At 55.2% G+C, this 21,246-nt stretch carries 24 protein-coding genes; 16 read left to right on the top strand and 8 right to left on the bottom strand.

Annotation, left to right across the window (positions count from 1 at the left end; all coding sequences use genetic code 11):
* The first annotated feature begins 99 nt into the window (after positions 1 to 99).
* From atpI to GS12_RS07220, 9 genes are all read left to right on the top strand, one after another.
* Entirely contained in the window at positions 100 to 480 is a 381-nt protein-coding gene (gene atpI / locus GS12_RS07260) for a F0F1 ATP synthase subunit I (RefSeq protein ID WP_034945397.1), read from the top strand.
* A gap of 8 nt (positions 481 to 488) precedes the next feature.
* Complete coding sequence (atpB, locus tag GS12_RS07255) at positions 489 to 1,307, top strand: F0F1 ATP synthase subunit A (RefSeq protein WP_034918225.1); 819 nt, start codon at positions 489 to 491, stop codon at positions 1,305 to 1,307.
* A gap of 51 nt (positions 1,308 to 1,358) precedes the next feature.
* Entirely contained in the window at positions 1,359 to 1,598 is a 240-nt protein-coding gene (gene atpE, locus GS12_RS07250; RefSeq protein WP_003849523.1) for a F0F1 ATP synthase subunit C, read from the top strand.
* A gap of 96 nt (positions 1,599 to 1,694) precedes the next feature.
* Complete coding sequence (gene atpF, locus GS12_RS07245) at positions 1,695 to 2,165, top strand: F0F1 ATP synthase subunit B (protein WP_034918222.1); 471 nt, start codon at positions 1,695 to 1,697, stop codon at positions 2,163 to 2,165.
* A gap of 14 nt (positions 2,166 to 2,179) precedes the next feature.
* A complete protein-coding gene (gene atpH, locus GS12_RS07240) occupies positions 2,180 to 2,713 on the top strand; it encodes a F0F1 ATP synthase subunit delta (RefSeq protein WP_034918219.1) in 534 nt (177 codons plus the stop codon).
* Between the two features lie 14 nt (positions 2,714 to 2,727).
* The gene (gene atpA / locus GS12_RS07235) at positions 2,728 to 4,269 is read left to right on the top strand and encodes a F0F1 ATP synthase subunit alpha (RefSeq protein WP_034945394.1); all 1,542 of its coding nucleotides are present in this window, start codon (positions 2,728 to 2,730) and stop codon (positions 4,267 to 4,269) included.
* A 52-nt stretch (positions 4,270 to 4,321) separates the two neighbouring features.
* Positions 4,322 to 5,188 carry a F0F1 ATP synthase subunit gamma gene (atpG, locus tag GS12_RS07230; RefSeq protein WP_034918215.1) on the top strand — a complete coding sequence of 289 codons (867 nt, stop codon included), beginning with the start codon at positions 4,322 to 4,324 and terminating at the stop codon, positions 5,186 to 5,188.
* 74 nt (positions 5,189 to 5,262) lie between these two features.
* Positions 5,263 to 6,645: a F0F1 ATP synthase subunit beta gene (gene atpD / locus GS12_RS07225; RefSeq protein ID WP_034945391.1), complete on the top strand. Its 1,383-nt coding sequence runs from the start codon at positions 5,263 to 5,265 to the stop codon at positions 6,643 to 6,645.
* Between the two features lie 24 nt (positions 6,646 to 6,669).
* Complete coding sequence (locus tag GS12_RS07220) at positions 6,670 to 7,089, top strand: F0F1 ATP synthase subunit epsilon (RefSeq protein WP_034918211.1); 420 nt, start codon at positions 6,670 to 6,672, stop codon at positions 7,087 to 7,089.
* Positions 7,090 to 7,262: 173 nt separating this feature from the next.
* Here the strand turns inward: GS12_RS07220 and GS12_RS07215 are convergent, their stop codons facing one another.
* Positions 7,263 to 7,754, bottom strand: a complete 492-nt coding sequence (locus GS12_RS07215) for a nuclear transport factor 2 family protein (protein ID WP_160279910.1) — start codon at positions 7,752 to 7,754, stop codon at positions 7,263 to 7,265.
* Positions 7,755 to 7,907: 153 nt separating this feature from the next.
* On the opposite strand from GS12_RS07215, the gene GS12_RS07210 reads away from it, so the two are divergent.
* The 5 genes from GS12_RS07210 to GS12_RS07195 all read left to right on the top strand — a co-directional run bounded on the left by GS12_RS07210 (position 7,908) and on the right by GS12_RS07195 (position 12,686).
* Positions 7,908 to 8,486 (top strand): TetR/AcrR family transcriptional regulator, encoded by a 579-nt coding sequence (locus GS12_RS07210; RefSeq protein WP_034918206.1) that lies wholly within the window; start codon positions 7,908 to 7,910, stop codon positions 8,484 to 8,486.
* Positions 8,487 to 8,656: 170 nt separating this feature from the next.
* Entirely contained in the window at positions 8,657 to 10,027 is a 1,371-nt protein-coding gene (glmU, locus tag GS12_RS07205; RefSeq protein WP_034945385.1) for a bifunctional UDP-N-acetylglucosamine diphosphorylase/glucosamine-1-phosphate N-acetyltransferase GlmU, read from the top strand.
* A 163-nt stretch (positions 10,028 to 10,190) separates the two neighbouring features.
* The gene (glmS, locus tag GS12_RS07200; protein WP_034945382.1) at positions 10,191 to 12,020 is read left to right on the top strand and encodes a glutamine--fructose-6-phosphate transaminase (isomerizing); all 1,830 of its coding nucleotides are present in this window, start codon (positions 10,191 to 10,193) and stop codon (positions 12,018 to 12,020) included.
* 50 nt (positions 12,021 to 12,070) lie between these two features.
* The gene (locus tag GS12_RS24260) at positions 12,071 to 12,250 is read left to right on the top strand and encodes a hypothetical protein (protein WP_152601375.1); all 180 of its coding nucleotides are present in this window, start codon (positions 12,071 to 12,073) and stop codon (positions 12,248 to 12,250) included.
* 253 nt (positions 12,251 to 12,503) lie between these two features.
* Complete coding sequence (locus GS12_RS07195) at positions 12,504 to 12,686, top strand: hypothetical protein (RefSeq protein ID WP_152601374.1); 183 nt, start codon at positions 12,504 to 12,506, stop codon at positions 12,684 to 12,686.
* 106 nt (positions 12,687 to 12,792) lie between these two features.
* Here GS12_RS07195 and rhaM read toward each other — a convergent pair whose 3' ends face one another.
* The 6 genes from rhaM to GS12_RS24255 form a co-directional block, all read right to left on the bottom strand.
* Positions 12,793 to 13,107 (bottom strand): L-rhamnose mutarotase, encoded by a 315-nt coding sequence (gene rhaM, locus GS12_RS07190; RefSeq protein WP_034945377.1) that lies wholly within the window; start codon positions 13,105 to 13,107, stop codon positions 12,793 to 12,795.
* Entirely contained in the window at positions 13,104 to 14,252 is a 1,149-nt protein-coding gene (gene fucO / locus GS12_RS07185) for a lactaldehyde reductase (RefSeq protein WP_034945375.1), read from the bottom strand. Before fucO ends, rhaM begins: the two co-directional genes overlap by 4 nt.
* 10 nt (positions 14,253 to 14,262) lie before the next feature.
* Positions 14,263 to 15,087 (bottom strand): rhamnulose-1-phosphate aldolase, encoded by an 825-nt coding sequence (gene rhaD, locus GS12_RS07180; RefSeq protein ID WP_034945373.1) that lies wholly within the window; start codon positions 15,085 to 15,087, stop codon positions 14,263 to 14,265.
* 9 nt (positions 15,088 to 15,096) lie between these two features.
* Positions 15,097 to 16,353, bottom strand: a complete 1,257-nt coding sequence (locus GS12_RS07175) for an L-rhamnose isomerase (protein WP_034945372.1) — start codon at positions 16,351 to 16,353, stop codon at positions 15,097 to 15,099.
* Positions 16,350 to 17,822: a rhamnulokinase gene (rhaB, locus tag GS12_RS07170; protein WP_034945370.1), complete on the bottom strand. Its 1,473-nt coding sequence runs from the start codon at positions 17,820 to 17,822 to the stop codon at positions 16,350 to 16,352. The genes GS12_RS07175 and rhaB overlap by 4 nt, the downstream gene beginning before the upstream one ends.
* A 78-nt stretch (positions 17,823 to 17,900) precedes the next feature.
* Complete coding sequence (locus GS12_RS24255) at positions 17,901 to 18,179, bottom strand: hypothetical protein (RefSeq protein ID WP_152601373.1); 279 nt, start codon at positions 18,177 to 18,179, stop codon at positions 17,901 to 17,903.
* On the opposite strand from GS12_RS24255, the gene rhaS reads away from it, so the two are divergent.
* Together rhaS and rhaR are read left to right on the top strand one after the other, a co-directional pair.
* Positions 18,165 to 19,001 (top strand): HTH-type transcriptional activator RhaS, encoded by an 837-nt coding sequence (gene rhaS / locus GS12_RS07165; protein WP_034945367.1) that lies wholly within the window; start codon positions 18,165 to 18,167, stop codon positions 18,999 to 19,001. The two genes, GS12_RS24255 and rhaS, sit on opposite strands and share 15 nt — an antisense overlap.
* A 72-nt stretch (positions 19,002 to 19,073) precedes the next feature.
* Positions 19,074 to 19,922, top strand: a complete 849-nt coding sequence (gene rhaR / locus GS12_RS07160; RefSeq protein WP_034945364.1) for an HTH-type transcriptional activator RhaR — start codon at positions 19,074 to 19,076, stop codon at positions 19,920 to 19,922.
* 1 nt (position 19,923) lies between these two features.
* Here the strand turns inward: rhaR and rhaT are convergent, their stop codons facing one another.
* On the bottom strand, positions 19,924 to 20,958 hold the full coding sequence (gene rhaT, locus GS12_RS07155; RefSeq protein WP_034945361.1) for an L-rhamnose/proton symporter RhaT: 1,035 nt from the start codon (positions 20,956 to 20,958) through the stop codon (positions 19,924 to 19,926).
* Positions 20,959 to 21,246: the final 288 nt, after the last annotated feature.

The following is a 21,246-nucleotide window of genomic DNA, read 5'->3' as shown; positions in this document are numbered from 1 at the left end:
CGCACCGTATAATTTGCTCGTTTTTTGCTGCTTGACTCAAAAGAGTAAAGGCAGTTTTATACGACACGCGACATACCCCTTGTGGGGCGGGAGAGCGTCATGTCAGTGTCATTGTACAGAGTCAAATTTGCCCGAACCGTGCTGCTGATTCAGCTGGTGACGTTTGTCGTAATCGGCGCGCTGTTCGCACTTTATGATCTGACCTGGGGCTTGTCTGCGTTAGCTGGCGGACTGGCAGCCTGGCTGCCGAACATAGTATTTATGAATTTTGCCTGGCGCCATCAGGCAGGAGAACCCGTTAAGGGGCGCATGGCCTGGAGCTTTGCACTGGGAGAAGTGCTTAAAGTGCTGACCACCCTCCTTCTGCTTATCGTGGCGCTGGCGGTGTTCGGGGCGGTATTTAAACCGCTCGGACTGGCCTGGTTATCGGTGGTGATTGTGCAAATCGTCGCGCCGACTGTAATTAACAATAAAGGGTAAGAGGCATCATGGCAGCAGGAGAAATCTCTACGCCGCAGGAATACATAGGGCACCATCTGAACAACCTTCAGATTGACCTGCGTACCTTCGAGCTGGTGAATCCGCACGACGCTCCGGCGACGTTCTGGTTACTGAATATCGACTCCATGTTCTTCTCTGTGTTGCTGGGAGTGATATTCCTGGTGCTGTTCCGTAAAGTGGCAAAATCCGCCACCAGCGGCGTACCGGGCAAGCTTCAGGCTGCCATTGAACTCGTCGTCGGCTTTGTTGACGACAACGTGCGCGATATGTACCACGGAAAAAGCAAAGTTATCGCTCCGCTGGCGCTGACCATTTTCGTCTGGGTTTTCCTGATGAACTTTATGGATCTGCTGCCTATCGATCTGCTGCCGTTCATCGGTGAGCATGTTCTGGGCCTGCCAGCACTGCGCGTTGTTCCCTCCGCCGACGTAAACATTACGCTCTCAATGGCGCTGGGCGTATTTATTTTGATTCTGTTCTACAGCATCAAGATGAAAGGCATTGGCGGCTTTACGAAAGAGCTGACTCTGCAACCTTTCAATCACCCCATCTTCATTCCGATCAACCTGATCCTTGAAGGCGTCAGCCTGCTGTCCAAACCGGTTTCTCTTGGTTTGCGACTGTTCGGCAACATGTACGCGGGTGAATTGATTTTTATCCTGATTGCCGGCCTGCTGCCGTGGTGGTCACAGTGGATTCTGAATGTGCCATGGGCCATTTTCCACATCCTGATCATTTCGCTACAGGCATTCATTTTCATGGTCTTAACGATTGTCTATCTGTCGATGGCGTCTGAAGAACATTGATTTTTATCTCAACACAAACTGCGTTTTAACTGAAACAAACTGGAGACTGTCATGGAAAACCTGAATATGGATCTGCTGTACATGGCTGCCGCTGTGATGATGGGCTTAGCGGCAATCGGTGCTGCGATCGGTATCGGCATCCTCGGAGGTAAATTCCTGGAAGGCGCCGCGCGTCAACCGGATCTGATCCCTCTGCTGCGTACGCAGTTCTTTGTTGTCATGGGGCTGGTGGATGCAATCCCAATGATTGCCGTTGGTCTGGGCCTGTACGTGATGTTCGCCGTCGCGTAAACCGAATGTTCATCGTCAGGTTCGCCTGACGATGAACGGCTTCTGTTCGTCATTACGACCGCAGAAAAAAGTTAACTTAACAAGAGGCATTGTGCTGTGAACATTAATGCAACAATCCTCGGCCAGGCCATCGCGTTTATCCTGTTTGTCCTGTTCTGCATGAAGTACGTATGGCCGCCGCTGATGGCTGCCATCGAAAAGCGCCAGAAAGAAGTTGCCGAAGGCCTTGCTTCCGCCGAACGTGCCAAAAAAGATTTGGATCTCGCACAGGCTAATGCGACCGATCAGCTGAAAAAAGCGAAAGAAGAAGCTCAGGTAATCATCGAACAGGCTAACAAACGCCGTTCCCAGATCCTGGACGAAGCGAAAGCTGAAGCTGAGCAGGAACGTAACAAGATCGTCACCCAGGCGCAGGCAGAAATCGACGCCGAACGCAAACGTGCACGTGAAGAGTTGCGTAAGCAGGTGGCAATGCTGGCGGTTGCCGGCGCCGAGAAAATCATTGAACGTTCCGTGGATGAAGCTGCTAACAGCGACATCGTTGATAAACTGGTCGCTGAACTGTAAGGAGGGAGGGGCTGATGTCTGAATTTACTACTGTAGCTCGCCCCTACGCCAAAGCAGCGTTTGACTTTGCTGTTGAGCATCAACGTATCGATCGTTGGCAGCAGATGCTGGCGTTCGCTGCCCAGGTAGCCAGCAATGAACAGGTTGCAGAACTTCTCTCCGGCGCGCTTGCGCCGGAAGCGTTGTCTGAGCGGTTTATTGCTATCTGCGGCTCAGAACTGGACGAAGCCGGTCAGAACCTGATTAAGGTTATGGCTGAAAACAAACGTTTACCAGCACTTCCAGGTGTATTTGAACAGTTTATTCAACTGCGTGCCGCTTATGATGCGACCACCGACGTTGAGGTAATCTCTTCTTCTGCACTGAGTGACGAACAGCTGACGAAAATCAGCGCCGCTATGGAAAAACGTCTGTCACGCAAAGTTAAGCTGAATTGCAAAATTGATAAGTCTGTAATGGCAGGCGTAATCATCCGAGCGGGTGATATGGTCATTGACGGCAGCGTACGCGGCCGTCTTGAGCGTCTTGCAGACGTCTTGCAGTCTTAAGGGGACTGGAGCATATGCAACTGAATTCCACCGAAATCAGCGAACTGATCAAGCAGCGCATTGCTCAGTTCAATGTCGTGAGCGAAGCTCACAATGAAGGTACTATCGTTTCCGTCAGTGACGGCATCATCCGCGTAAACGGCCTGGCCGATGTTATGCAGGGTGAGATGATCTCACTGCCGGGCAACCGTTTTGCTATCGCATTGAACCTGGAACGCGACTCCGTAGGCGCCGTGGTGATGGGCCCATACGCTGACCTTGCCGAAGGCATGAAGGTTAAGTGTACCGGTCGTATCCTCGAAGTGCCGGTTGGCCGTGGCCTGCTGGGCCGCGTGGTCAACACGCTGGGCGCGCCTATCGACGGTAAAGGCGCTATCGAAAACGATGGCTTCTCGCCAATCGAAGTCATCGCGCCTGGCGTTATCGACAGGCAGTCCGTTGACCAGCCTGTACAGACGGGCTACAAGTCCGTCGATGCGATGATCCCAATCGGCCGTGGTCAGCGTGAGCTGATCATCGGTGACCGTCAGACCGGTAAGAGCGCCATGGCTATCGATGCCATCATCAACCAGCGCGATTCCGGCATCAAGTGCGTGTACGTGGCCATCGGCCAGAAAGCGTCAACCATCGCTAACGTGGTACGCAAACTGGAAGAGCACAACGCGCTGGCTAACACCATCGTGGTGGTGGCGACCGCTTCCGAATCTGCGGCGCTGCAATACCTGGCGCCGTATGCCGGTTGCGCCATGGGCGAATACTTCCGCGATCGCGGCGAAGATGCACTGATCGTTTACGATGACCTGTCTAAACAGGCCGTTGCTTACCGTCAGGTTTCTCTGCTGCTGCGTCGTCCACCAGGACGTGAAGCGTTCCCTGGCGACGTGTTCTATCTCCACTCTCGCCTGCTGGAACGTGCATCTCGCGTGAGCGCAGACTATGTTGAGCGCTTCACCAACGGCGCCGTAACCGGTAAAACGGGGTCGCTGACCGCGCTGCCGATTATCGAAACGCAGGCGGGCGACGTTTCCGCGTTCGTTCCAACCAACGTGATTTCAATCACTGACGGTCAGATCTTCCTGGAAACCAACCTGTTCAACTCCGGTATTCGTCCGGCCGTTAACCCCGGTATTTCGGTTTCCCGCGTAGGCGGTGCAGCTCAGACCAAGATCATCAAGAAACTGTCCGGCGGTATTCGTACCGCGCTGGCGCAGTATCGTGAACTGGCGGCGTTCTCGCAGTTTGCATCCGATCTGGACGAAGCCACCCGTAAGCAGCTGAGCCACGGTCAGAAAGTGACCGAGCTTCTGAAACAGAAACAGTATGCGCCGATGTCCGTTGCGCAGCAGGGTCTGGTGCTGTTTGCAGCCGAACGTGGTTATCTGACCGACGTTGAGCTGGCAAAAATCGGCAGCTTTGAAGCAGCGCTGTTGGCCTACGCCGACCGCGATCACGCTGAGCTGATGGCGGAAATCAACCAGTCTGGTAACTACAACAACGATATCGAAGAGAAGCTGAAAGCTCTCCTCGACGCGTTTAAGAAAACCCAGTCCTGGTAATGTCTGGCGGCCTGTCTGAAAAGGCAGGCCGCAAGGCTTTGAGGAGAAGCTGATGGCCGGCGCAAAAGAGATACGTAACAAGATCGGCAGCGTTAAAAATACGCAGAAGATCACCAAAGCGATGGAAATGGTCGCCGCCTCCAAAATGCGTAAAACGCAGGAACGCATGGCGGCCAGCCGTCCGTATGCCGATACCATGCGCAAAGTGATTGGTCACATTGCGTTGGGTAATCTGGAATACAAGCACCCTTACCTTGAGGAGCGCGACGTCAAGCGCGTCGGCTACCTGGTCGTTTCGACTGACCGCGGGCTTTGTGGTGGTTTGAACATTAACCTGTTCAAAAAACTGCTGGCGGATATGAAAGCCTGGTCCGATAAAGGCGTTGAAAGCGATTTGGCGATCATCGGCTCGAAAGGTCTGGCCTTCTTCGGTTCCGTGGGCGGCAACATCGTGGCTCAGTCAACCGGCATGGGAGATAAACCTTCCTTGTCTGATTTGATTGGTCCGGTGAAAGTGATGTTGCAGGCTTACGACGAAGGTCGCCTCGACAAGCTGTATATCGTCAGCAACAAATTTAATAACACCATGTCTCAGACTCCAACTATCACCCAGCTGCTGCCGTTACCGCCAGCAGAAGGCGAAGAAGAGCTGGAGAGAAAAACCTGGGATTATCTGTATGAACCCGATCCGAAAGCGCTGCTGGATACCTTACTGCGCCGCTACGTCGAGTCTCAGGTTTATCAGGGTGTTGTGGAAAACCTGGCCAGCGAGCAGGCCGCGCGTATGGTGGCGATGAAAGCCGCAACCGACAACGGCGGCAACCTGATTAAAGAGCTTCAGTTGGTATACAACAAAGCTCGTCAGGCCAGCATCACCCAGGAACTTACCGAGATCGTCTCGGGGGCCTCCGCGGTTTAAACCAGGTATATCCGGCAGCAGTGAGCAGCATCGGCGCGGCGCTGGATATAAACGAATTAGGTAGAGGATTCAAGATGGCAACTGGAAAGATTGTCCAGATTATCGGCGCCGTAGTAGACGTCGAATTCCCTCAGGATGCGGTACCGCAGGTATACAGCGCGCTTGAGGTGAAAAATGGTGATGAACGTCTGGTGCTGGAAGTTCAGCAGCAGCTGGGTGGCGGCGTGGTTCGTACCATCGCCATGGGTTCTTCCGACGGCCTGAAACGCGGTCTGGATACGGTTGACCTTGAGCACCCGATTGAAGTTCCTGTTGGAACGGCAACCCTTGGCCGCATCATGAACGTGCTGGGCGAGCCGATCGACATGAAAGGCGACATCGGCGAAGAAGAGCGCTGGGCGATCCACCGCGAAGCACCTTCCTACGAAGATCAGTCTAACTCCCAGGAACTGCTGGAAACCGGCATCAAAGTTATCGACCTGATCTGTCCGTTCGCTAAGGGCGGTAAAGTGGGTCTGTTCGGCGGTGCGGGCGTGGGTAAAACCGTAAACATGATGGAGCTTATCCGTAACATCGCGGCCGAGCACTCAGGTTTCTCCGTTTTCGCTGGCGTGGGCGAGCGTACTCGTGAGGGTAACGACTTCTACCACGAAATGACCGACTCGAACGTTATCGATAAAGTTTCCCTGGTGTATGGCCAGATGAACGAGCCGCCAGGAAACCGCCTGCGCGTGGCGCTGACCGGTCTGACCATGGCGGAAAAATTCCGTGATGAAGGCCGTGACGTTCTGCTGTTCATCGACAACATCTATCGTTATACCCTGGCCGGTACGGAAGTCTCCGCGCTGCTCGGTCGTATGCCTTCAGCGGTAGGCTACCAGCCAACGCTGGCAGAAGAGATGGGTGTGTTGCAGGAGCGTATTACCTCCACCAAAACCGGTTCGATCACTTCCGTACAGGCCGTTTACGTTCCTGCGGATGACCTTACCGATCCGTCTCCGGCGACCACCTTCGCCCACCTTGACTCCACCGTTACCCTGAGCCGTCAGATTGCTTCTCTGGGTATCTACCCGGCCGTTGACCCGCTGGATTCCACCAGCCGTCAGCTGGATCCGTTGGTTGTGGGCCAGGAGCACTACGATACCGCGCGTGGCGTGCAGTCCATTCTGCAACGTTACCAGGAGCTGAAAGACATCATCGCCATTCTGGGTATGGATGAGCTTTCTGAAGAAGATAAACTGCTGGTGGCCCGTGCGCGTAAAATTCAGCGCTTCCTGTCACAGCCGTTCTTCGTGGCAGAAGTCTTCACCGGTTCTCCGGGCAAGTACGTGACGCTGAAAGACACCATCCGCGGCTTCAAAGGTATTATGGACGGTGAATTCGACCATCTGCCAGAGCAGGCTTTCTACATGGTGGGTTCTATCGACGAAGCCGTGGAAAGAGCGAAGAAGCTGTAATTACGGTTTCACGGGAGGTTAATTATGGCCACGACATATCACCTGGACGTTGTCAGCGCAGAACAGCAGATGTTCACCGGCGCGGTGCAGAAAATTCAGGTGTCAGGTAGCGAAGGTGAACTGGGTATTTTCCCCGGCCATGCCCCGCTGCTGACCGCCATTAAACCGGGTATGGTTCGCATCGTTAAAGAGAAAGGCGAGGAAGAGTACATTTATCTCTCCGGCGGCCTGCTCGAAGTACAGCCGGGTTCGGTTACCGTGTTGGCTGATACGGCGATCCGCGGTGCTGACCTTGACGAAGCGCGCGCGCTGGAAGCGAAACGCAAAGCCGAAGAGCATATGAACAGCTCGCATGGCGATGTGGACTTCGTCACCGCGTCGGCTGAACTGGCTAAAGCGATTGCCAAACTGCGCGTAATCGAGTTAACCAAAAAAGCGATGTAACCCAGGTTTAAGCATGCAGAATGCCGTTCAGGAAACTGAGCGGCATTTTTTTATGTTCAGCAAACGGGATCGCCGTCATTATCGCCGCCGATTTTTTAATCTAAACCCGGCCTTTAGGGTCAGCGCATCACCCTGAGAGAAGGGCTGCTCATATCGGCGCCAGACACGGAAGATCAGCTCAAATCCGGCGTCCCCAGAGAGTCCTTGATGTCATTGTGAAATTGCCAGTTTCCTTCCGTCCAGCTTACTCCCTGGACAGATTCAGTGATTTTCCATCCCTCTTCACTTCGGACAAATTTGAGATCATAAGTGCCAACAAGCGTCTGATACGGGCTGCCGTTTGCGCCACGATAAAAATGGCTGGCATGCATGAGCACGTGGCAGGAAGCTGTGTCACCATTAATCACAATATTTTGAGGGATCATGATGTGCTCGTCGCCGTCAAGCTGGCCATGAAACTTTTCAGCAAGCTGGCACCATTTGTCGGCTGAAACGCGTATCCGGCCCATGCCAATTGTTGGAGTGTGATCGATATCGATGCGATCGCCATAGCAGGTTCGCAACAACCTGAAATCATGCGTGTCGGTGGCGTGCCCATATCGCTGTACCAAATCAGCAATCGCTATGTAGTCAAGAAGGTAATTAAGCTTCTGATCCTTCGGCATTACGTAGCCGGGCAAGCTGTGTGGCCGCATTGATAAACGTGGACATGAAATCTCCTTTCGGAATAGAGTGAATAAAGAGACGAGACCTTATGTGGAGGGATCCTCCGCTTATAAATATACGGAGGACGCCTCCGTTTATCAAGGGTGTAAATTGTGTCAGAGAAAATTACCCACGCCAGGGCGCGACGGCCACGTGCGGATGGGGAACGTAACAGGTTCAAACTCATTGCCGCCGCCAAAGTGTGTTTTGAAACGCAGGGTGCCGCCGCTCGCCTGGAGCAGATAGCCCGCGATGCAGGGGTGGGGATTGGCACCTTGTATCGCCACTTCCCCACCCGCGATGATTTAATTCAGGCGGTTTATTTACAGGAAACCATCAGACTTAATGACGCTGCCGCCGAACTTGTCAGGATCAGGCCGCCCATTGATGCTTTGCGAGCATGGTTGTATTTGTTTATCGACTTTCTTGAGACGAAACAGAATATCGGCGATGTTTTAGATACGCTGATTGGCGGGCCAGAAGAGCTGTACGGCGCTACGCCTGCAAGCCTGTCGCCATCCGTCACCATGCTTGTTGAGGCAGTGAACAGGGAGAGAGAGAGCAAAATCGTAATAGCGCCGCTTGATCTGTTGAGAGCCATTGCCGGGGTGGCCACCATCAGACCTGATTTGATGTGGAAAGAGCACTGCGTCGCGTTGGTCGGGTTGCTGCTCAAAGATTCTTCCGTCTGATGATAGTGAGAGTATAAAACGGTGTCGCGGACGGGAGGCTTGCGCAGGCGACACGTTCATCACGCAGGCGCTATCCTGCCTGTTTAGCTATTTTTGAGCCGAAAAAAATGTAGTAATTTCCTCCCTGAAACGCTTTACTCCTTTTTACTTACCGAACTATCAGGATTTGTATGTCTGACACCGCTATAAGCGTAGTGATCCTTGCTGCTGGCAAGGGAACCCGTATGTATTCCGACCTGCCTAAAGTTCTGCATCTGCTTGCTGGTAAGCCAATGGTGCAGCATGTCATTGATGCTGCCAACCGTGTGGGTGCCGATCAGGTTCACCTGGTGTATGGCCATGGTGGCGAGCTTTTGCAGTCAACCTTAACCGATCCCTCTTTAAACTGGGTGTTGCAGGCTGAGCAACTGGGAACCGGGCATGCCATGCAGCAGGCCGCGCCGCACTTTGCTGATGACGAAGACATTCTGATGCTGTACGGCGACGTGCCGCTGATTTCTGTAGAAACGCTGAAACGACTGCGTGCCGCTAAACCTGAAGGCGGTATCGCGCTGCTGACGGTCATTCTGGATAATCCTACGGGTTATGGGCGCATCCTTCGCGAAAACGGCTCAGTTGTGGGCATCGTGGAACAGAAAGACGCCTCGGCCGACCAGTTAACCATTAACGAAATCAATACCGGCATTCTGCTGGCAAACGGCGCCGATCTGAAACGCTGGCTGAGCAAGCTCACCAACAACAATGCACAGGGTGAGTATTACATCACTGATATCATCGCCCTCGCCCACCAGGAAGGCCGTGTTATTGAAGCGGTCCAACCTTCCCGCACCACCGAAACCGACGGCGTGAACAATCGTCTGCAACTGGCAACGCTGGAACGCGTTTTTCAGGCCGGGCAGGCCGAAAAACTGCTGCTGGCGGGCGTGATGCTGCGCGATCCGTCCCGCTTCGATCTCCGGGGCGAACTGACGCACGGTCGTGACGTGGTCATTGATACCAATGTGATCATCGAAGGCAAGGTCACGCTGGGCGACCGTGTGAAAATCGGCAGCGGCTGCGTTATCAAAAACTGCGTTATCGGCGATGATTGCGACATCAGCCCCTACAGCGTGCTGGAAGATGCAGAGCTGGCGCCTGCCTGCACCGTCGGGCCATTTGCGCGGCTGCGTCCGGGCAGCGAACTGGCGGAAGGCGCGCACGTCGGCAACTTCGTTGAAATGAAAAAAGCCACGCTGGGTAAAGGTTCCAAAGCGGGCCATTTGAGTTACCTTGGAGATGCCGAGATTGGCGCTAACGTCAATATCGGCGCGGGCACCATCACCTGCAACTACGACGGCGTCAACAAATCCAAAACCGTGATTGGCGATGACGTTTTCGTCGGTTCCGATACGCAACTGGTGGCGCCGGTCACCGTTCCCGCCGGCGCCACCATTGCGGCAGGCACCACGGTGATGAAAGACGTTGCCGCACGCGGCCTGGTTTACAACCGCAAAGATCAGCAACTGAAAGCTGACTGGCAGCGCCCGGTTAAAAAGAAGTAACGTTCAGATTTTAACGGGCGGAGTGCATCCCGCCCGCGTTCGTGCAGTGAATAATAATAATCCCCGCTCTCTACAAGGCTTGGGGAACCGGAAAATACCGGACTGATCGGGTCAAAGACAATACTCATGGCCATAGCGCCATAAATGTCAGGAAAACATTACTATGTGTGGAATTGTAGGTGCAGTAGCGCAGCGCGATATCGCCGAGATCCTGCTGGAAGGGCTTCGTCGTCTTGAATATCGCGGTTATGACTCCGCCGGACTGGCGGTGGTGACCGCCGATGGTCAGCTCTCCCGCCTTCGCCGTTTAGGTAAAGTGCAGAAACTGGCGGAAGCAGCGGAAACCACGCCGCTGCCGGGCGGCACGGGCATCGCGCACACGCGCTGGGCAACGCACGGCGAACCCTCTGAAGCCAATGCGCATCCTCATATCTCTGAACATATCGTTATCGTGCACAACGGCATCATTGAAAACCATGAGCCGCTGCGCGAGCAGATGATCGCCCGCGGCTACTCCTTTGCCTCTGAAACCGATACCGAAGTGGTTGCTCACCTGGTTCACTGGGAGCAGAAACAGGGCGGTACGCTCAGCTCTGTGGTGCAGCGGGTGATCCCTCAGTTACGCGGTGCTTACGGCATGGTGATCATGGACAGCCGCGATCCTGCCGTGCTGGTGGCCGCCCGCTCCGGCAGCCCGCTGGTGATTGGTCGTGGCGTGGGCGAAAACTTTATTGCTTCCGATCAGCTGGCGCTGCTGCCGGTTACCCGCCGCTTTATCTACCTCGAAGAGGGCGATATTGCGGAAGTGACCCGTCGCGATGTGGTTATTTTCAGCCGCAGCGGCGAGCAGGTACAGCGCAATGAAATCGAATCCAACGCGCAGTATGATGCGGGCGACAAAGGCGTTTATCGTCACTACATGCAGAAAGAGATTTACGAGCAGCCGGTGGCGATCAAAAACACCCTGAGCGGGCGTTTCAGCCACGGCGAGGTCGATCTCTCCGAGCTTGGCCCTAACGCTGACGCGCTGCTCAGCCAGGTCGAGCATATTCAGATTGTCGCCTGCGGCACGTCATACAACTCCGGCATGGTTTCGCGCTACTGGTTCGAGTCGCTGGCAAACGTGCCCTGCGACGTGGAGATCGCCTCCGAGTTCCGCTATCGCAAATCTGCCGTGCGCAAAAACAGCCTGATGATCACCCTTTCCCAGTCGGGCGAAACGGCGGATACCCTTGCCGCGCTGCGTCTGTCGAAAGATCTCGGCTATCTGGGTTCGCTGGCTATCTGTAACGTTGGCGGCTCCTCGCTGGTGCGTGAATCCGACCTGGCGCTGATGACCAAAGCGGGCACCGAAATCGGCGTGGCCTCCACCAAAGCGTTCACCACCCAGCTTACCGTGCTGCTGATGCTGGTGGCGAAAATTGGCCGTCTGAAGGGCGCTGACGCGCAGCTTGAGCACGATATCGTACACGGGCTTCAGGCGCTGCCGAGCCGCATTGAACAGATGCTGTCGCAGGACAAACTGATCGAGGCGCTGGCTGAAGAGTTCTCGGATAAGCATCATGCGCTGTTCCTCGGTCGTGGCGATCAGTATCCGATTGCAATGGAGGGCGCGCTGAAGCTGAAAGAGATCTCTTACATTCACGCCGAAGCGTATGCGGCGGGCGAGCTGAAGCACGGCCCGCTGGCGCTGATTGATGCGGACATGCCGGTCATCGTGGTGGCGCCGAATAACGATCTGCTGGAGAAGCTGAAATCCAATATTGAAGAGGTGCGCGCGCGCGGCGGTTTACTTTACGTGTTCGCCGATCAGGATGCCGGATTCAGCAGTTCAGAAGGGATGCGTATTATTCCACTGCCGCATGTGGAGGATATTATTGCGCCGATCTTCTACACCGTGCCGCTACAATTGCTCTCCTATCACGTTGCGCTGATTAAAGGCACCGATGTTGACCAGCCGCGTAATCTGGCGAAATCAGTTACTGTAGAATAAAAAAACGCCCCCGAATTCCGGGGGCATTTAATATTTATGGGAAAATACCAATGTCACCAAAATCTGCGCAACGGCCATCGGGCCAGCAAATGCAGTGCTTGGCGTTGGGGCTACAGCCAGCAGAAGCAGAAGCAGAAGCAGAAGCAGAAGCAGTTGCTACTGATGAAAATCCTGCAATTAAAGTTAGGGCAATAAATAAATTTTTCATAATTTTCGGTCTGTTAACGTGATGCTGCACGCATTCAAACATACTCCTTGCTGTGTTGTTGGGAGGCTCGAATATAAAATTGGTTCGCAGCGGTTGGAATAATAAAATTATATAATTTTGTCATGTATGTTTTTTAATTTAACGAAAGGGTGAGCTTTTGTAGACTTAAATTAAAACGCAGCTTTTTTATTGATACAGAACAAATGAAACTCTTTTTTATCGTCGACGCTATGGCAGGCGAACTGTGCTTTGCTGTTTCATTCAGAAGTAGAGAAATGCAGCAACAAGTAAATCGAATGATGAATGCCGCTCAAAAAATAGTTTTGGCTATGGCTTTGTTCACCGGCACCGTTTCGGAAGCATTGGCGATAGTAAACCCCGCCTCTTTTTTTAAAAAAAATGGACGGTGTAACAGAGATCGTAAAGCAGGCCAGCGGCAGCAAAATTGGCCTTTGTAAGCTCAGCGACGGCAATATTTTGAAGAGTGGGCTGTTTCGAAAGTTTAACGGCGGTCAGTAATAAGCCCCGCTTCAGCAGGGCTTGCCTGATTTAAAGCAGCATAGATCAGGCGAGATAAAAAACTTCTTTCAGGGTGCTGCTCACCGGGCTGTTATCCGCATTCGTCGGCATCACTTCCCGCATATACTTCCACCAGCGCTGGCAGACCTCCGTTTTTGCCACCGCCGCCCAACGATCTTCAGACTCAATCTCTACCGTGGCAAAAAGCAGGCTGCGCTCAGCATCAAGGTAGATAGCGTAGTGATGAGCACCGTGCTGTTTAAGAATCGTTTCCAGCTCCGGCCAAATCGGCGTATGACGCCGTTGATACGCTTCATGGGCATCGGGATTCACCTGCATGACAAAGGCTTTGCGGATCATAACGCCTCCAGATAGAGCGCGCGCACCTGCTCGCGGGAAGCGGTTCGCGGATTGCACGGCGCACACGGATCGGCGAGGGCGTTATCCAGCCAGCCTTCAATATCTGAAGAGGTTATGCCAAGGTTGCTGAAGCCGGACGGGATGCCGACACGGGCAGAGAGTCCGTAAATGGCATTAATGGCCTCAATACTCGCCTGCTCCTCGCTGAGCGCCTGCGTGTCCACGCCCATTGCGGTCGCGATACGCGCAAAGCGCGCGACGGCGTTGGGTCGGTTAAAGGCCTCGACAATCGGCAGCAGAATGGCATTGCAGACGCCGTGCGGCAGATTGTGCGTCGCGCCCGGCTGGTGGGCCAGCGCATGTACCAGGCCAAGTCCGGCGCTGTTAAAAGCCATGCCTGCCAGATATTGCCCACAGGCCATCATCTCGCGCGCTTGCGCGTTGTGGCCCTCTTCCACCGCTTTTGGCAGCCACTGGCTTATCAGGCGGATTGCTTCCAGCGCGTTGGCGTCCGTTAGCGGATGCGCCCCCACCGAGACGTAAGCCTCAATAGCGTGTGTCAGCGCGTCCATACCGGTTGCCGCCGTCACCGCAGGCGGAATATCCAGCATCACGCTGGCGTCGTCCACGGCAATGTCAGGAATGATGTTCGCATCAATAATGACCTCTTTCACCTGGCGCGCGGCATCAATAATCACCGCATTACTGGTCATCTCTGCGGCGGTTCCGGCGGTGGTATTGATGGCCACCAGTGGCACGCCGGAATGCGTGACGTGACCGACACCGGCGTAATCGATGGACGCGCCCGGATTGGCCGTGAGTATTTTTATCGCTTTTGCCGTATCAATCGGGCTGCCGCCGCCAAAGGCGATGAGGTAGTTACAGGCTGAATGGTTAAAAGCCGCCAGCCCTTTTTGCACCAGCGCTTCGGTCGGATTAGGGAACACTTCATCGAAAAGTTGATAAGCAAGCTGGTGCGCATGCAGCGCCGAAAACAGGCTGTCCAGCAGCCCCATATTCACCAGTTGTCCGTCGGTGACGATCAGCGCTTTGCCCCAGTTTTTGTCGGCGATCAGCTTAACCATGTCGCCGATTGCGCCCGTGCCATGCAGGCTGATTTTAGGTAGTGCCAGCATAAAGCTCATGATCTGCTCCTTAATCCTTCAATGCTGACGCCAACGGCGTCACGCCAAAACGCTCGCCAAGCGCAATCAGTTCCGCGGTGGTGATGGTCTGCTTCATGCCGCCCATCGCGTAAACCTTCACCAGGATTTCTGACGCTTTTTCTGCGGTATCAATCAGGCCGAAGGCTTCGTCAAGGGTTGGGCCGGTGCCAAAAATGCCGTGGTGCGGCCACAGCACCAGGCTGTGCGCGCGCATCTGCTCCGCCGTGGCGGAACCGATGCCGTCTGTGCCCGGCACCATCCACGGCACGATGCCGATACCGTCCGGGAATACCACCAGACATTCGGTGCTGCCCTCCCACAGTTTTCGGGTAAAGGTGGGAACATCAAGCGGCAGCACGTAACTCAGGGCGATTAAATTCGTCGCGTGGCAGTGCATGATCACCCGGTCAAGGCCGCCGGACACCGCTTTACGTACGGCATGAGACTGAAGGTGCGACGCCAGCTCGGAGGTCGGCAGTCCGCCATTAACCAATCCCCAGTGGATATGGTAAGCCATGCCGTCTTCGGTAATTTGCAGCAGCGCCAGGCTGTCCGCCGGATCGAACTGAACGTTGCGGAAAAATTTTCCGGAGCCGGTGACCAGGAACCAGCAGCCTGCCAGATCGCGGGCAGGCTGACTCAGTTCAACCACGCGCGGCGCTTTTACCAACTCGTCGCGCCAGGGTTCAACGTCCTCTGCATCAATGCGCAAACTGATATTGCCGCCGTTGCGTTCGTCCCAGCCTTTCAGCCACATATCGCTGGTGGCTTTCACCATCCCCTGAATAAACCATGAAGAAAGAATGCGTTGCATGGCGGCTCCTTAACGCTGGGTTAATATGTGTTGTTCATAGTGACGAACGGCGGCAAGCCACGTGGCATCCGCTGGCGTATCGTGTTGCAGGCAGTACATCTCCCACACCGCCTGCCACGGCAGACATTTCTGTTCTTCGAGCAGCGCCAGGCGGGCGGTGTAATCGCCTGCCTGTTCAAGCTGTCTTAACTGTTCCGTGGGTTCCAGCAGGGCGCGCAGCAGGGCTTTTTTCATATTGCGGGTGCCGATAACCCAGGCGGCGATGCGGTTAATTGAGGCATCAAAGAAATCAAGGCCGATATGGACGCGGTCAAACAGGTTATGACGAACGATTTCGCTGGCGATCGCCTGGGTTTCGTCATCCAACAGCACCACGTGATCGCTGTCCCAGCGCACCGGGCGACTGACGTGTAGCAGCAGACGCGGCACGTAAAGCATGGCGCTGGAGATTTTATCGGAGATGACCTCCGTGGGATGAAAGTGGCCTGCGTCCAGACAGAGCGCGGTCTGGCGGCTGGCGGCATAGCCGAGGCAAAACTCGTTGGAGCCGACGGTATAGCTTTCCGCGCCGATGCCAAACAGCTTGCTTTCCACGGCATCAATGTGGTGCGCCGGGTTAAGCTTCTCAGCGAGCGCCTCGTCCAGCGCCGCCAGCAGTCGCTGGCGCGGCGCAAGACGATCCACGGTGATATCTTTCATCCCGTCCGGCACCCAGATATTCATCACCGACGGGGTGCCGAGCTGCTCGCCGAACCAGGCCGAGACTTTGCGGCTTGCCTTCACGTGGTTGATCCAGAACTGGCGAATGTCGTCACGGGCATGGGAGAGCGTAAAGCCGTCCGCGCTCAGCGGATGCGAGAAGCAGGAAGGGTTAAAATCCAGCCCCATTTTGCGGGTTTTCGCCCATTCGACCCAGTTTTTAAAGTGTTCCGGCTTGATTTCATCGCGTGCGACCGGCGCGTCGGATTCCAGGTAAATCGCGTGCAGATTCAGGCGCTTCGGGCCCGGGATCAGGCTCAGCGCCTGGTCGAGATCGGCACGAAGCTCGATGGCGTTACGCGCTTTGCCCGGATAGTTGCCGGTGGCCTGAATTCCGCCGCTCAACTCGCCTTCCGGGTTTTCAAACCCGGCAACATCGTCGCCCTGCCAGCAGTGCATGGAAACGGGCAGGCGATCCAGTTGCCGCAGCGCCTCATCGGTATCAATCCCTACTGCGGCAAAACGCTGTTTTGCCAGTTCCCAGGCTTTTTCGATGTGAGTGGTCATGCGCAAAGCTCCTTACGTGTTTGACGGTTTTGCCGAAACTGCACGACGAAGCGGGCAATTTCGCTCTCTGAATCAGGAGAAAACAGGGTGAGATCGCTGTTGTGGCGTACCACCTCGCGGAAGGCATCGACATCGTGGATATCGTCCAGCGCCATAAGCTGGCAGCCGATATTGCCCAGCGTGGAGGCTTCTACCGGCCCGGCAATCACCTCGATACCGCAGGCATCGGCGCAAAGCTGGTTAAGAAAATGGTTCTGGCAGCCACCGCCAACGATATGCAGGCTGCTGAATGGACGCCCTCGCAGGGCGGCCAGTTCGGCTGAGACATCGGCGTAAAGTAGCGCCAGGCTGTCAAATATGCAGCGCGCCAGTTCAGCGTCGCACTCAGGCACCGGCTGGTGGTTTTCACGACAGGCGGCCTGAATTTCACCGCACATGCTTGCCGGGTTGATAAAGCGATCGTCGTTGGGATTGATAACAAAGCGGCAGGCGGGGATCTGCTGCGCGCGGGCAATCAGATCGGGCAGGTCGGTTATCGCTCTCTCTCGCATGACGCACTGAAGGAGCCACAAACCCATAATATTTTTCAGCACGCGATAGCGTCCTTCCGCCCCGCCTTCGTTGGTGACATTGGCGGCCAGCGCCGCTTCACTGGTGCAGGGCGTTTTGCTCTCAAACCCCATCAGCGACCAGGTGCCGGAAGAGATCCAGGCGGCATCGCTGCCCGCCAGCGGCGCCGCGAACACCGCGCTGGCGGTGTCGTGCGTTGCCACGCTGACCACCGGCACGCTTCTTCCCGCGCGGCACCGCCATTCGCCAATCACATTGCCCGGATGCGTTGGCGTGCCGAACCAGTGCGCAGGCACGCCCGTCCACGCCAGCAGCCGTCGATCCCAGGTGTCCGTGTTGATGTTCACCATCTGCGTGGTGGTGGCGTTGGTGTATTCCCAGTTCAGCGCGCCGGTCAGGCGGAAACAAAAATAGTCCGGGATCAGCAACGCGTGAGCGACGGCGTCCAGACACGCCGGCTGCTGCTCTGCCAGCGCGCGAAGCTGATAAAGGGTATTAAAGGGTAAAAACTGAATACCGCTGCGGTGATAGATCTCCTCACGGCCGATTTCGTTGCATGCCTGCGCCATCACGCCGTCGGTGCGGTTATCACGATAGGAAAAAGGCAGACCGACGCGGTTTCCGGCGTTATCGATCAGCACATAATCCACGCCCCAGGTGTCGATACCGATGCTGTCGATATGCGGGGTTTCATCGCAGGCTTTTTGCAGGCCGAAACGGATTTCAGCTTCAAGCGCGTCCACGTCCCAGGTGTCATGGCCTTCAACGCGTTTCAGGCAGTTGGCGAAACGGTGGATCTCCCGCAAAGAGAGCCGCTGAGTGAGAGTATCAAAACGCGCCAGCATCACGCGGCCGCTGGAGGCGCCCAGGTCAACGGCAACACTATGGCGAAGAGTCATGATGGAGTCCTTATTGGGATCGTTTCCCATCAGTGTAAAAACCGGCGTCTGGGGGTGCCTTCATGCTACTGACAGCCGTCAGAACAGGCTGGCAAGGAAGCAAAGATAGATGCGAGAGAGCTCACAGTTTTCAGGCAGGCCAGTCGACGCGCGCGCCTGGCCTGCCTGAAAACGGATGCACGTTGGATAAAAATCCGCCTGTGACCCCACTCGCATTTCTGGATAAATGACAGCATTTCTTTGAAAAAAAACAGGTTTTACGCTTTTTTTTGTCAGGATTTTAAGGTGGAGTTGAGAAGCATTCTCTACCATCATCCCATCTTTTGGTGATGGGAGGTTACGATGACGGTACTGCATGGCGTTGATTTTTTCCCTTCCGCGCAGGCTTCAGTGGCGATTGAACCTCGTCTTCCGCAGTCGGCGTTTCCTGAACATCATCATGATTTTTTCGAAATCGTTATCGTCGAACGCGGTACCGGTACGCATGTTTTTAACGGCCTGCCCTACACGCTGAGCGGCGGATCGGTCTGCTTCGTGCGCGATCACGATCGCCATCTCTATGAACATACTGAAAATCTGTTTCTGACCAACGTGCTTTATCGCGCGCCGGATGCCTTCTGTTTCCTGTCCGGGGTTGAAAAGCTGCTGCCCGCTGAGAAGGACAGCGTTTATCCTTCGCACTGGCGTGTGAATCAGCGCGTGCTGCATCAGGTGAAAGAGATTATCGAACGCTTTGTTGGCATGGATAACGAAAGCGATCCTCACACCGTCGCTAACCGTGAAATTCTTTTTATGCAGTTGCTGGTGCTGCTGCGTCAGGCCGGTCTGGCGGAGAAGACCGACGAGCCTGAGGGACGTCTGAACCACCTGATCGCCTGGCTGGAGGAGCATTTCGCCGAGGAGGTGTGTTGGGAATATCTTGCCGACAACTTCACGCTCTCCCTGCGTACGCTCCATCGCCAGCTTAAACAGCAAACGGGACTGACGCCGCAGCGCTACCTCAATCGTCTGCGCCTGATCAGAGCGCGCCATCTGCTGCGTCACGGCGAGGAGAGCGTTACGGATATCGCGTTTCAATGCGGTTTTGGCGACAGCAATCACTTCTCAACGCTGTTCAAGCGTGAGTTTGGCTGCTCTCCGCGCGCCGTTCGTCAGGGGTTGGAGCGGCACGGGCCGTAACGCGAATCGAGTCACCGTTTTTTTTGCGCAGATGGGTAATAATCGCGGGCTGTCGAGCTGCGGAGATACGCTGTGTCAACTCAGTTAATCCTCAAAAAAACCGATTTCTTTGCGTCTGCCGCGCAGTCGGTGGTGGTGGCCGATCGCTATCCGCAAAATGTTTTTGCCGAACACAGCCATGAATTTTGCGAGCTGGTGCTGGTATGGCGCGGCAACGGGCTGCATATTCTTAACGATCGCCCGTGGCTTATCACCTGCGGCGACCTGTTTTATATCCGCGCCGACGATCGCCACCGCTACGAATCGGTAAACGGCCTGGTGCTGCACAACATCATTTACTGTCCGGAGCGATTGCAACTCAACGTCGACTGGCAGGATCTGTTAAGCAGCGGAACCGCGCAGAGCGGCGATCCGCGCTGGCGACTGAGCAGTCAGGGTATGGCGCAGGCACGGCAAATCATCAGCCAGCTGGCGCAGGAAAGCTCAAAGACGGATGCCCTGTCATGCTGCCTGGCGGAAAGCCTGTTTTTGCAACTGGTGATTAACCTGCGTCGGCATCGCTATCAGGCGGTGAATGCGACGGGTTTGCGGGAGGAAGAGAAGCTGGATTTGCTGATGGCCGCGCTGGGAAACAGTCTCGATGTGCCGTTCGATCTTGCGCTTTTTTGCCATCATCATAAGGTGGCGGAACGGAGTTTACGTCAGCTTTTCCGTCAGCAAACCGGCATGACCATCAGTCAGTATCTGCGCCAGATGCGCATTTGCCAGGCGCAGTACTTACTCCGCCACAGTAACCTGTTAATCAGCGACATCGCTGCGCAGTGTGGCTTTGAAGACAGTAACTATTTTTCTGTCGCGTTCACCCGAGAGACGGGCGTGACGCCACGGCTGTGGCGTCAACAGTTTGCGTTAACGTCCTGATTCAGTTCGCCATTCCCAGACCGACAATATTCGCCGCCAGAATGATAACCATACAGCCAATTCCCAGCACCCTTACCGGACGGCGGCCGGCCGCTTTCCACTCTTTCATTACCAGCCCAACCAGCCCGCCGCACAGCACGTAAAAACTCATATGCAGCATCCAGCTCATATAGTCGTACTGCGCCGGGATCCGCGCGTGGCCCCACGCATAGAAGAAAAATTGCAGATACCACATCAGACCGCCCAGCGCGGAAAGCAGCACGTTGGCGATAATCAGCGGCGTAGCCAGCGAGAAATCGGCTTTGACCGACAGCGTCTTCACCGTTGCCAGGCGAATAATGCAGAAGCCCAGGTTAATTAATGCGCCGCCGCCCATAATCCCCACATAGCTCGGCAGAGCAACGTAGAGCGGATCGACGCCAAGGCTGGCTGCCGCTTCGTGCATCGGTTTCGCCGCGTCCATGGCGAAAGACATGCCTGCCGAGAAAATGCCGCACATTATCGCCAGCAGCAGGCCTTTTTTCAGGTTGAACTCTTCCGCTTTAATGCCCATCTTGCGCTCTTTAAGCTGCCCGGCGCGGGTGACGATCGCCACGCCAACCACCGCCACCAGCACGCCAAGCAGCGTCATCCGGCCACCCTGCGTACCCATCAATACGTCGAATTTCCCGTTCATCAGCGGCGTCATCAGCGTGCCGACAATCAGCGTAATGCCGATGGCAATGCCGATGCCCATCGACATGCCGAGGTAGCGCATGGTCAGGCCGTAATTAATATTGCCGATCCCCCACATGGCGCCAAACAGAAACACCGGCAGCAGCGTGGCGGTGCTGAAAGATCCGTAGTAGGCCCAAAAATCCGGCAGCAGCAGCGCGCTGACCACCCACGGCAGGATAAGCCATGAAACGATACCGCCGACTGACCACATGGTTTCCCAGGACCAGTGACGAACTTTTTTAAACGGGGCGTAAAAGCAGGCCGCGCTGGCGGCACCGATCAGGTGCCACATAATTCCCATGGTGATTGCGTTGCTCATTCTTTTTCCTCACTCTTTTTGAGGTGGCCGGATCGGATAAACAGATCCTGATGCTGGTGAGTCTAAAGAGCAGGGAACAGGCTAACCTTCAGGGGAGTGCCGCTAAACGGGTAAAGCTGGCAGAATTCAGCGGGTGCCGCTGACAGCGATCACAATTTGCCGATCGCCCTGCGGGCTGTAATAAAACTGTCATATTGCGTACATTTTACTGTCACGAAACTGTCCTATTTTGCCTCCAGCAGCAATCAATATTCTTATTAAAACGGCATACGGCCCGACTTTTAATCC

The organism is Erwinia oleae, from assembly GCF_000770305.1.
Taxonomy (GTDB): domain Bacteria; phylum Pseudomonadota; class Gammaproteobacteria; order Enterobacterales; family Enterobacteriaceae; genus Erwinia; species Erwinia oleae.
This window is presented reverse-complemented; position numbering and strand designations above follow the sequence as displayed.

Bases quoted from the DNA above. Each gene is read 5' to 3' on its own strand.
- atpI (WP_034945397.1), top strand. From the start codon at position 100: ATGTCAGTGTCATTGTACAGAGTCAAATTTGCCCGAACCGTGCTGCTG.
- atpB (WP_034918225.1), top strand. From the start codon at position 489: ATGGCAGCAGGAGAAATCTCTACGCCGCAGGAATACATAGGGCACCAT.
- atpE (WP_003849523.1), top strand. From the start codon at position 1,359: ATGGAAAACCTGAATATGGATCTGCTGTACATGGCTGCCGCTGTGATG.
- atpH (WP_034918219.1), top strand. From the start codon at position 2,180: ATGTCTGAATTTACTACTGTAGCTCGCCCCTACGCCAAAGCAGCGTTT.
- atpA (WP_034945394.1), top strand. From the start codon at position 2,728: ATGCAACTGAATTCCACCGAAATCAGCGAACTGATCAAGCAGCGCATT.
- atpG (WP_034918215.1), top strand. From the start codon at position 4,322: ATGGCCGGCGCAAAAGAGATACGTAACAAGATCGGCAGCGTTAAAAAT.
- atpD (WP_034945391.1), top strand. From the start codon at position 5,263: ATGGCAACTGGAAAGATTGTCCAGATTATCGGCGCCGTAGTAGACGTC.
- GS12_RS07220 (WP_034918211.1), top strand. From the start codon at position 6,670: ATGGCCACGACATATCACCTGGACGTTGTCAGCGCAGAACAGCAGATG.
- GS12_RS07215 (WP_160279910.1), bottom strand. From the start codon at position 7,754: ATGCCGAAGGATCAGAAGCTTAATTACCTTCTTGACTACATAGCGATT.
- glmU (WP_034945385.1), top strand. From the start codon at position 8,657: ATGTCTGACACCGCTATAAGCGTAGTGATCCTTGCTGCTGGCAAGGGA.
- glmS (WP_034945382.1), top strand. From the start codon at position 10,191: ATGTGTGGAATTGTAGGTGCAGTAGCGCAGCGCGATATCGCCGAGATC.
- GS12_RS24260 (WP_152601375.1), top strand. From the start codon at position 12,071: ATGTCACCAAAATCTGCGCAACGGCCATCGGGCCAGCAAATGCAGTGC.
- GS12_RS07195 (WP_152601374.1), top strand. From the start codon at position 12,504: ATGCAGCAACAAGTAAATCGAATGATGAATGCCGCTCAAAAAATAGTT.
- rhaM (WP_034945377.1), bottom strand. From the start codon at position 13,107: ATGATCCGCAAAGCCTTTGTCATGCAGGTGAATCCCGATGCCCATGAA.
- fucO (WP_034945375.1), bottom strand. From the start codon at position 14,252: ATGAGCTTTATGCTGGCACTACCTAAAATCAGCCTGCATGGCACGGGC.
- rhaD (WP_034945373.1), bottom strand. From the start codon at position 15,087: ATGCAACGCATTCTTTCTTCATGGTTTATTCAGGGGATGGTGAAAGCC.
- GS12_RS07175 (WP_034945372.1), bottom strand. From the start codon at position 16,353: ATGACCACTCACATCGAAAAAGCCTGGGAACTGGCAAAACAGCGTTTT.
- rhaB (WP_034945370.1), bottom strand. From the start codon at position 17,822: ATGACTCTTCGCCATAGTGTTGCCGTTGACCTGGGCGCCTCCAGCGGC.
- rhaS (WP_034945367.1), top strand. From the start codon at position 18,165: ATGACGGTACTGCATGGCGTTGATTTTTTCCCTTCCGCGCAGGCTTCA.
- GS12_RS24255 (WP_152601373.1), bottom strand. From the start codon at position 18,179: ATGCAGTACCGTCATCGTAACCTCCCATCACCAAAAGATGGGATGATG.
- rhaT (WP_034945361.1), bottom strand. From the start codon at position 20,958: ATGAGCAACGCAATCACCATGGGAATTATGTGGCACCTGATCGGTGCC.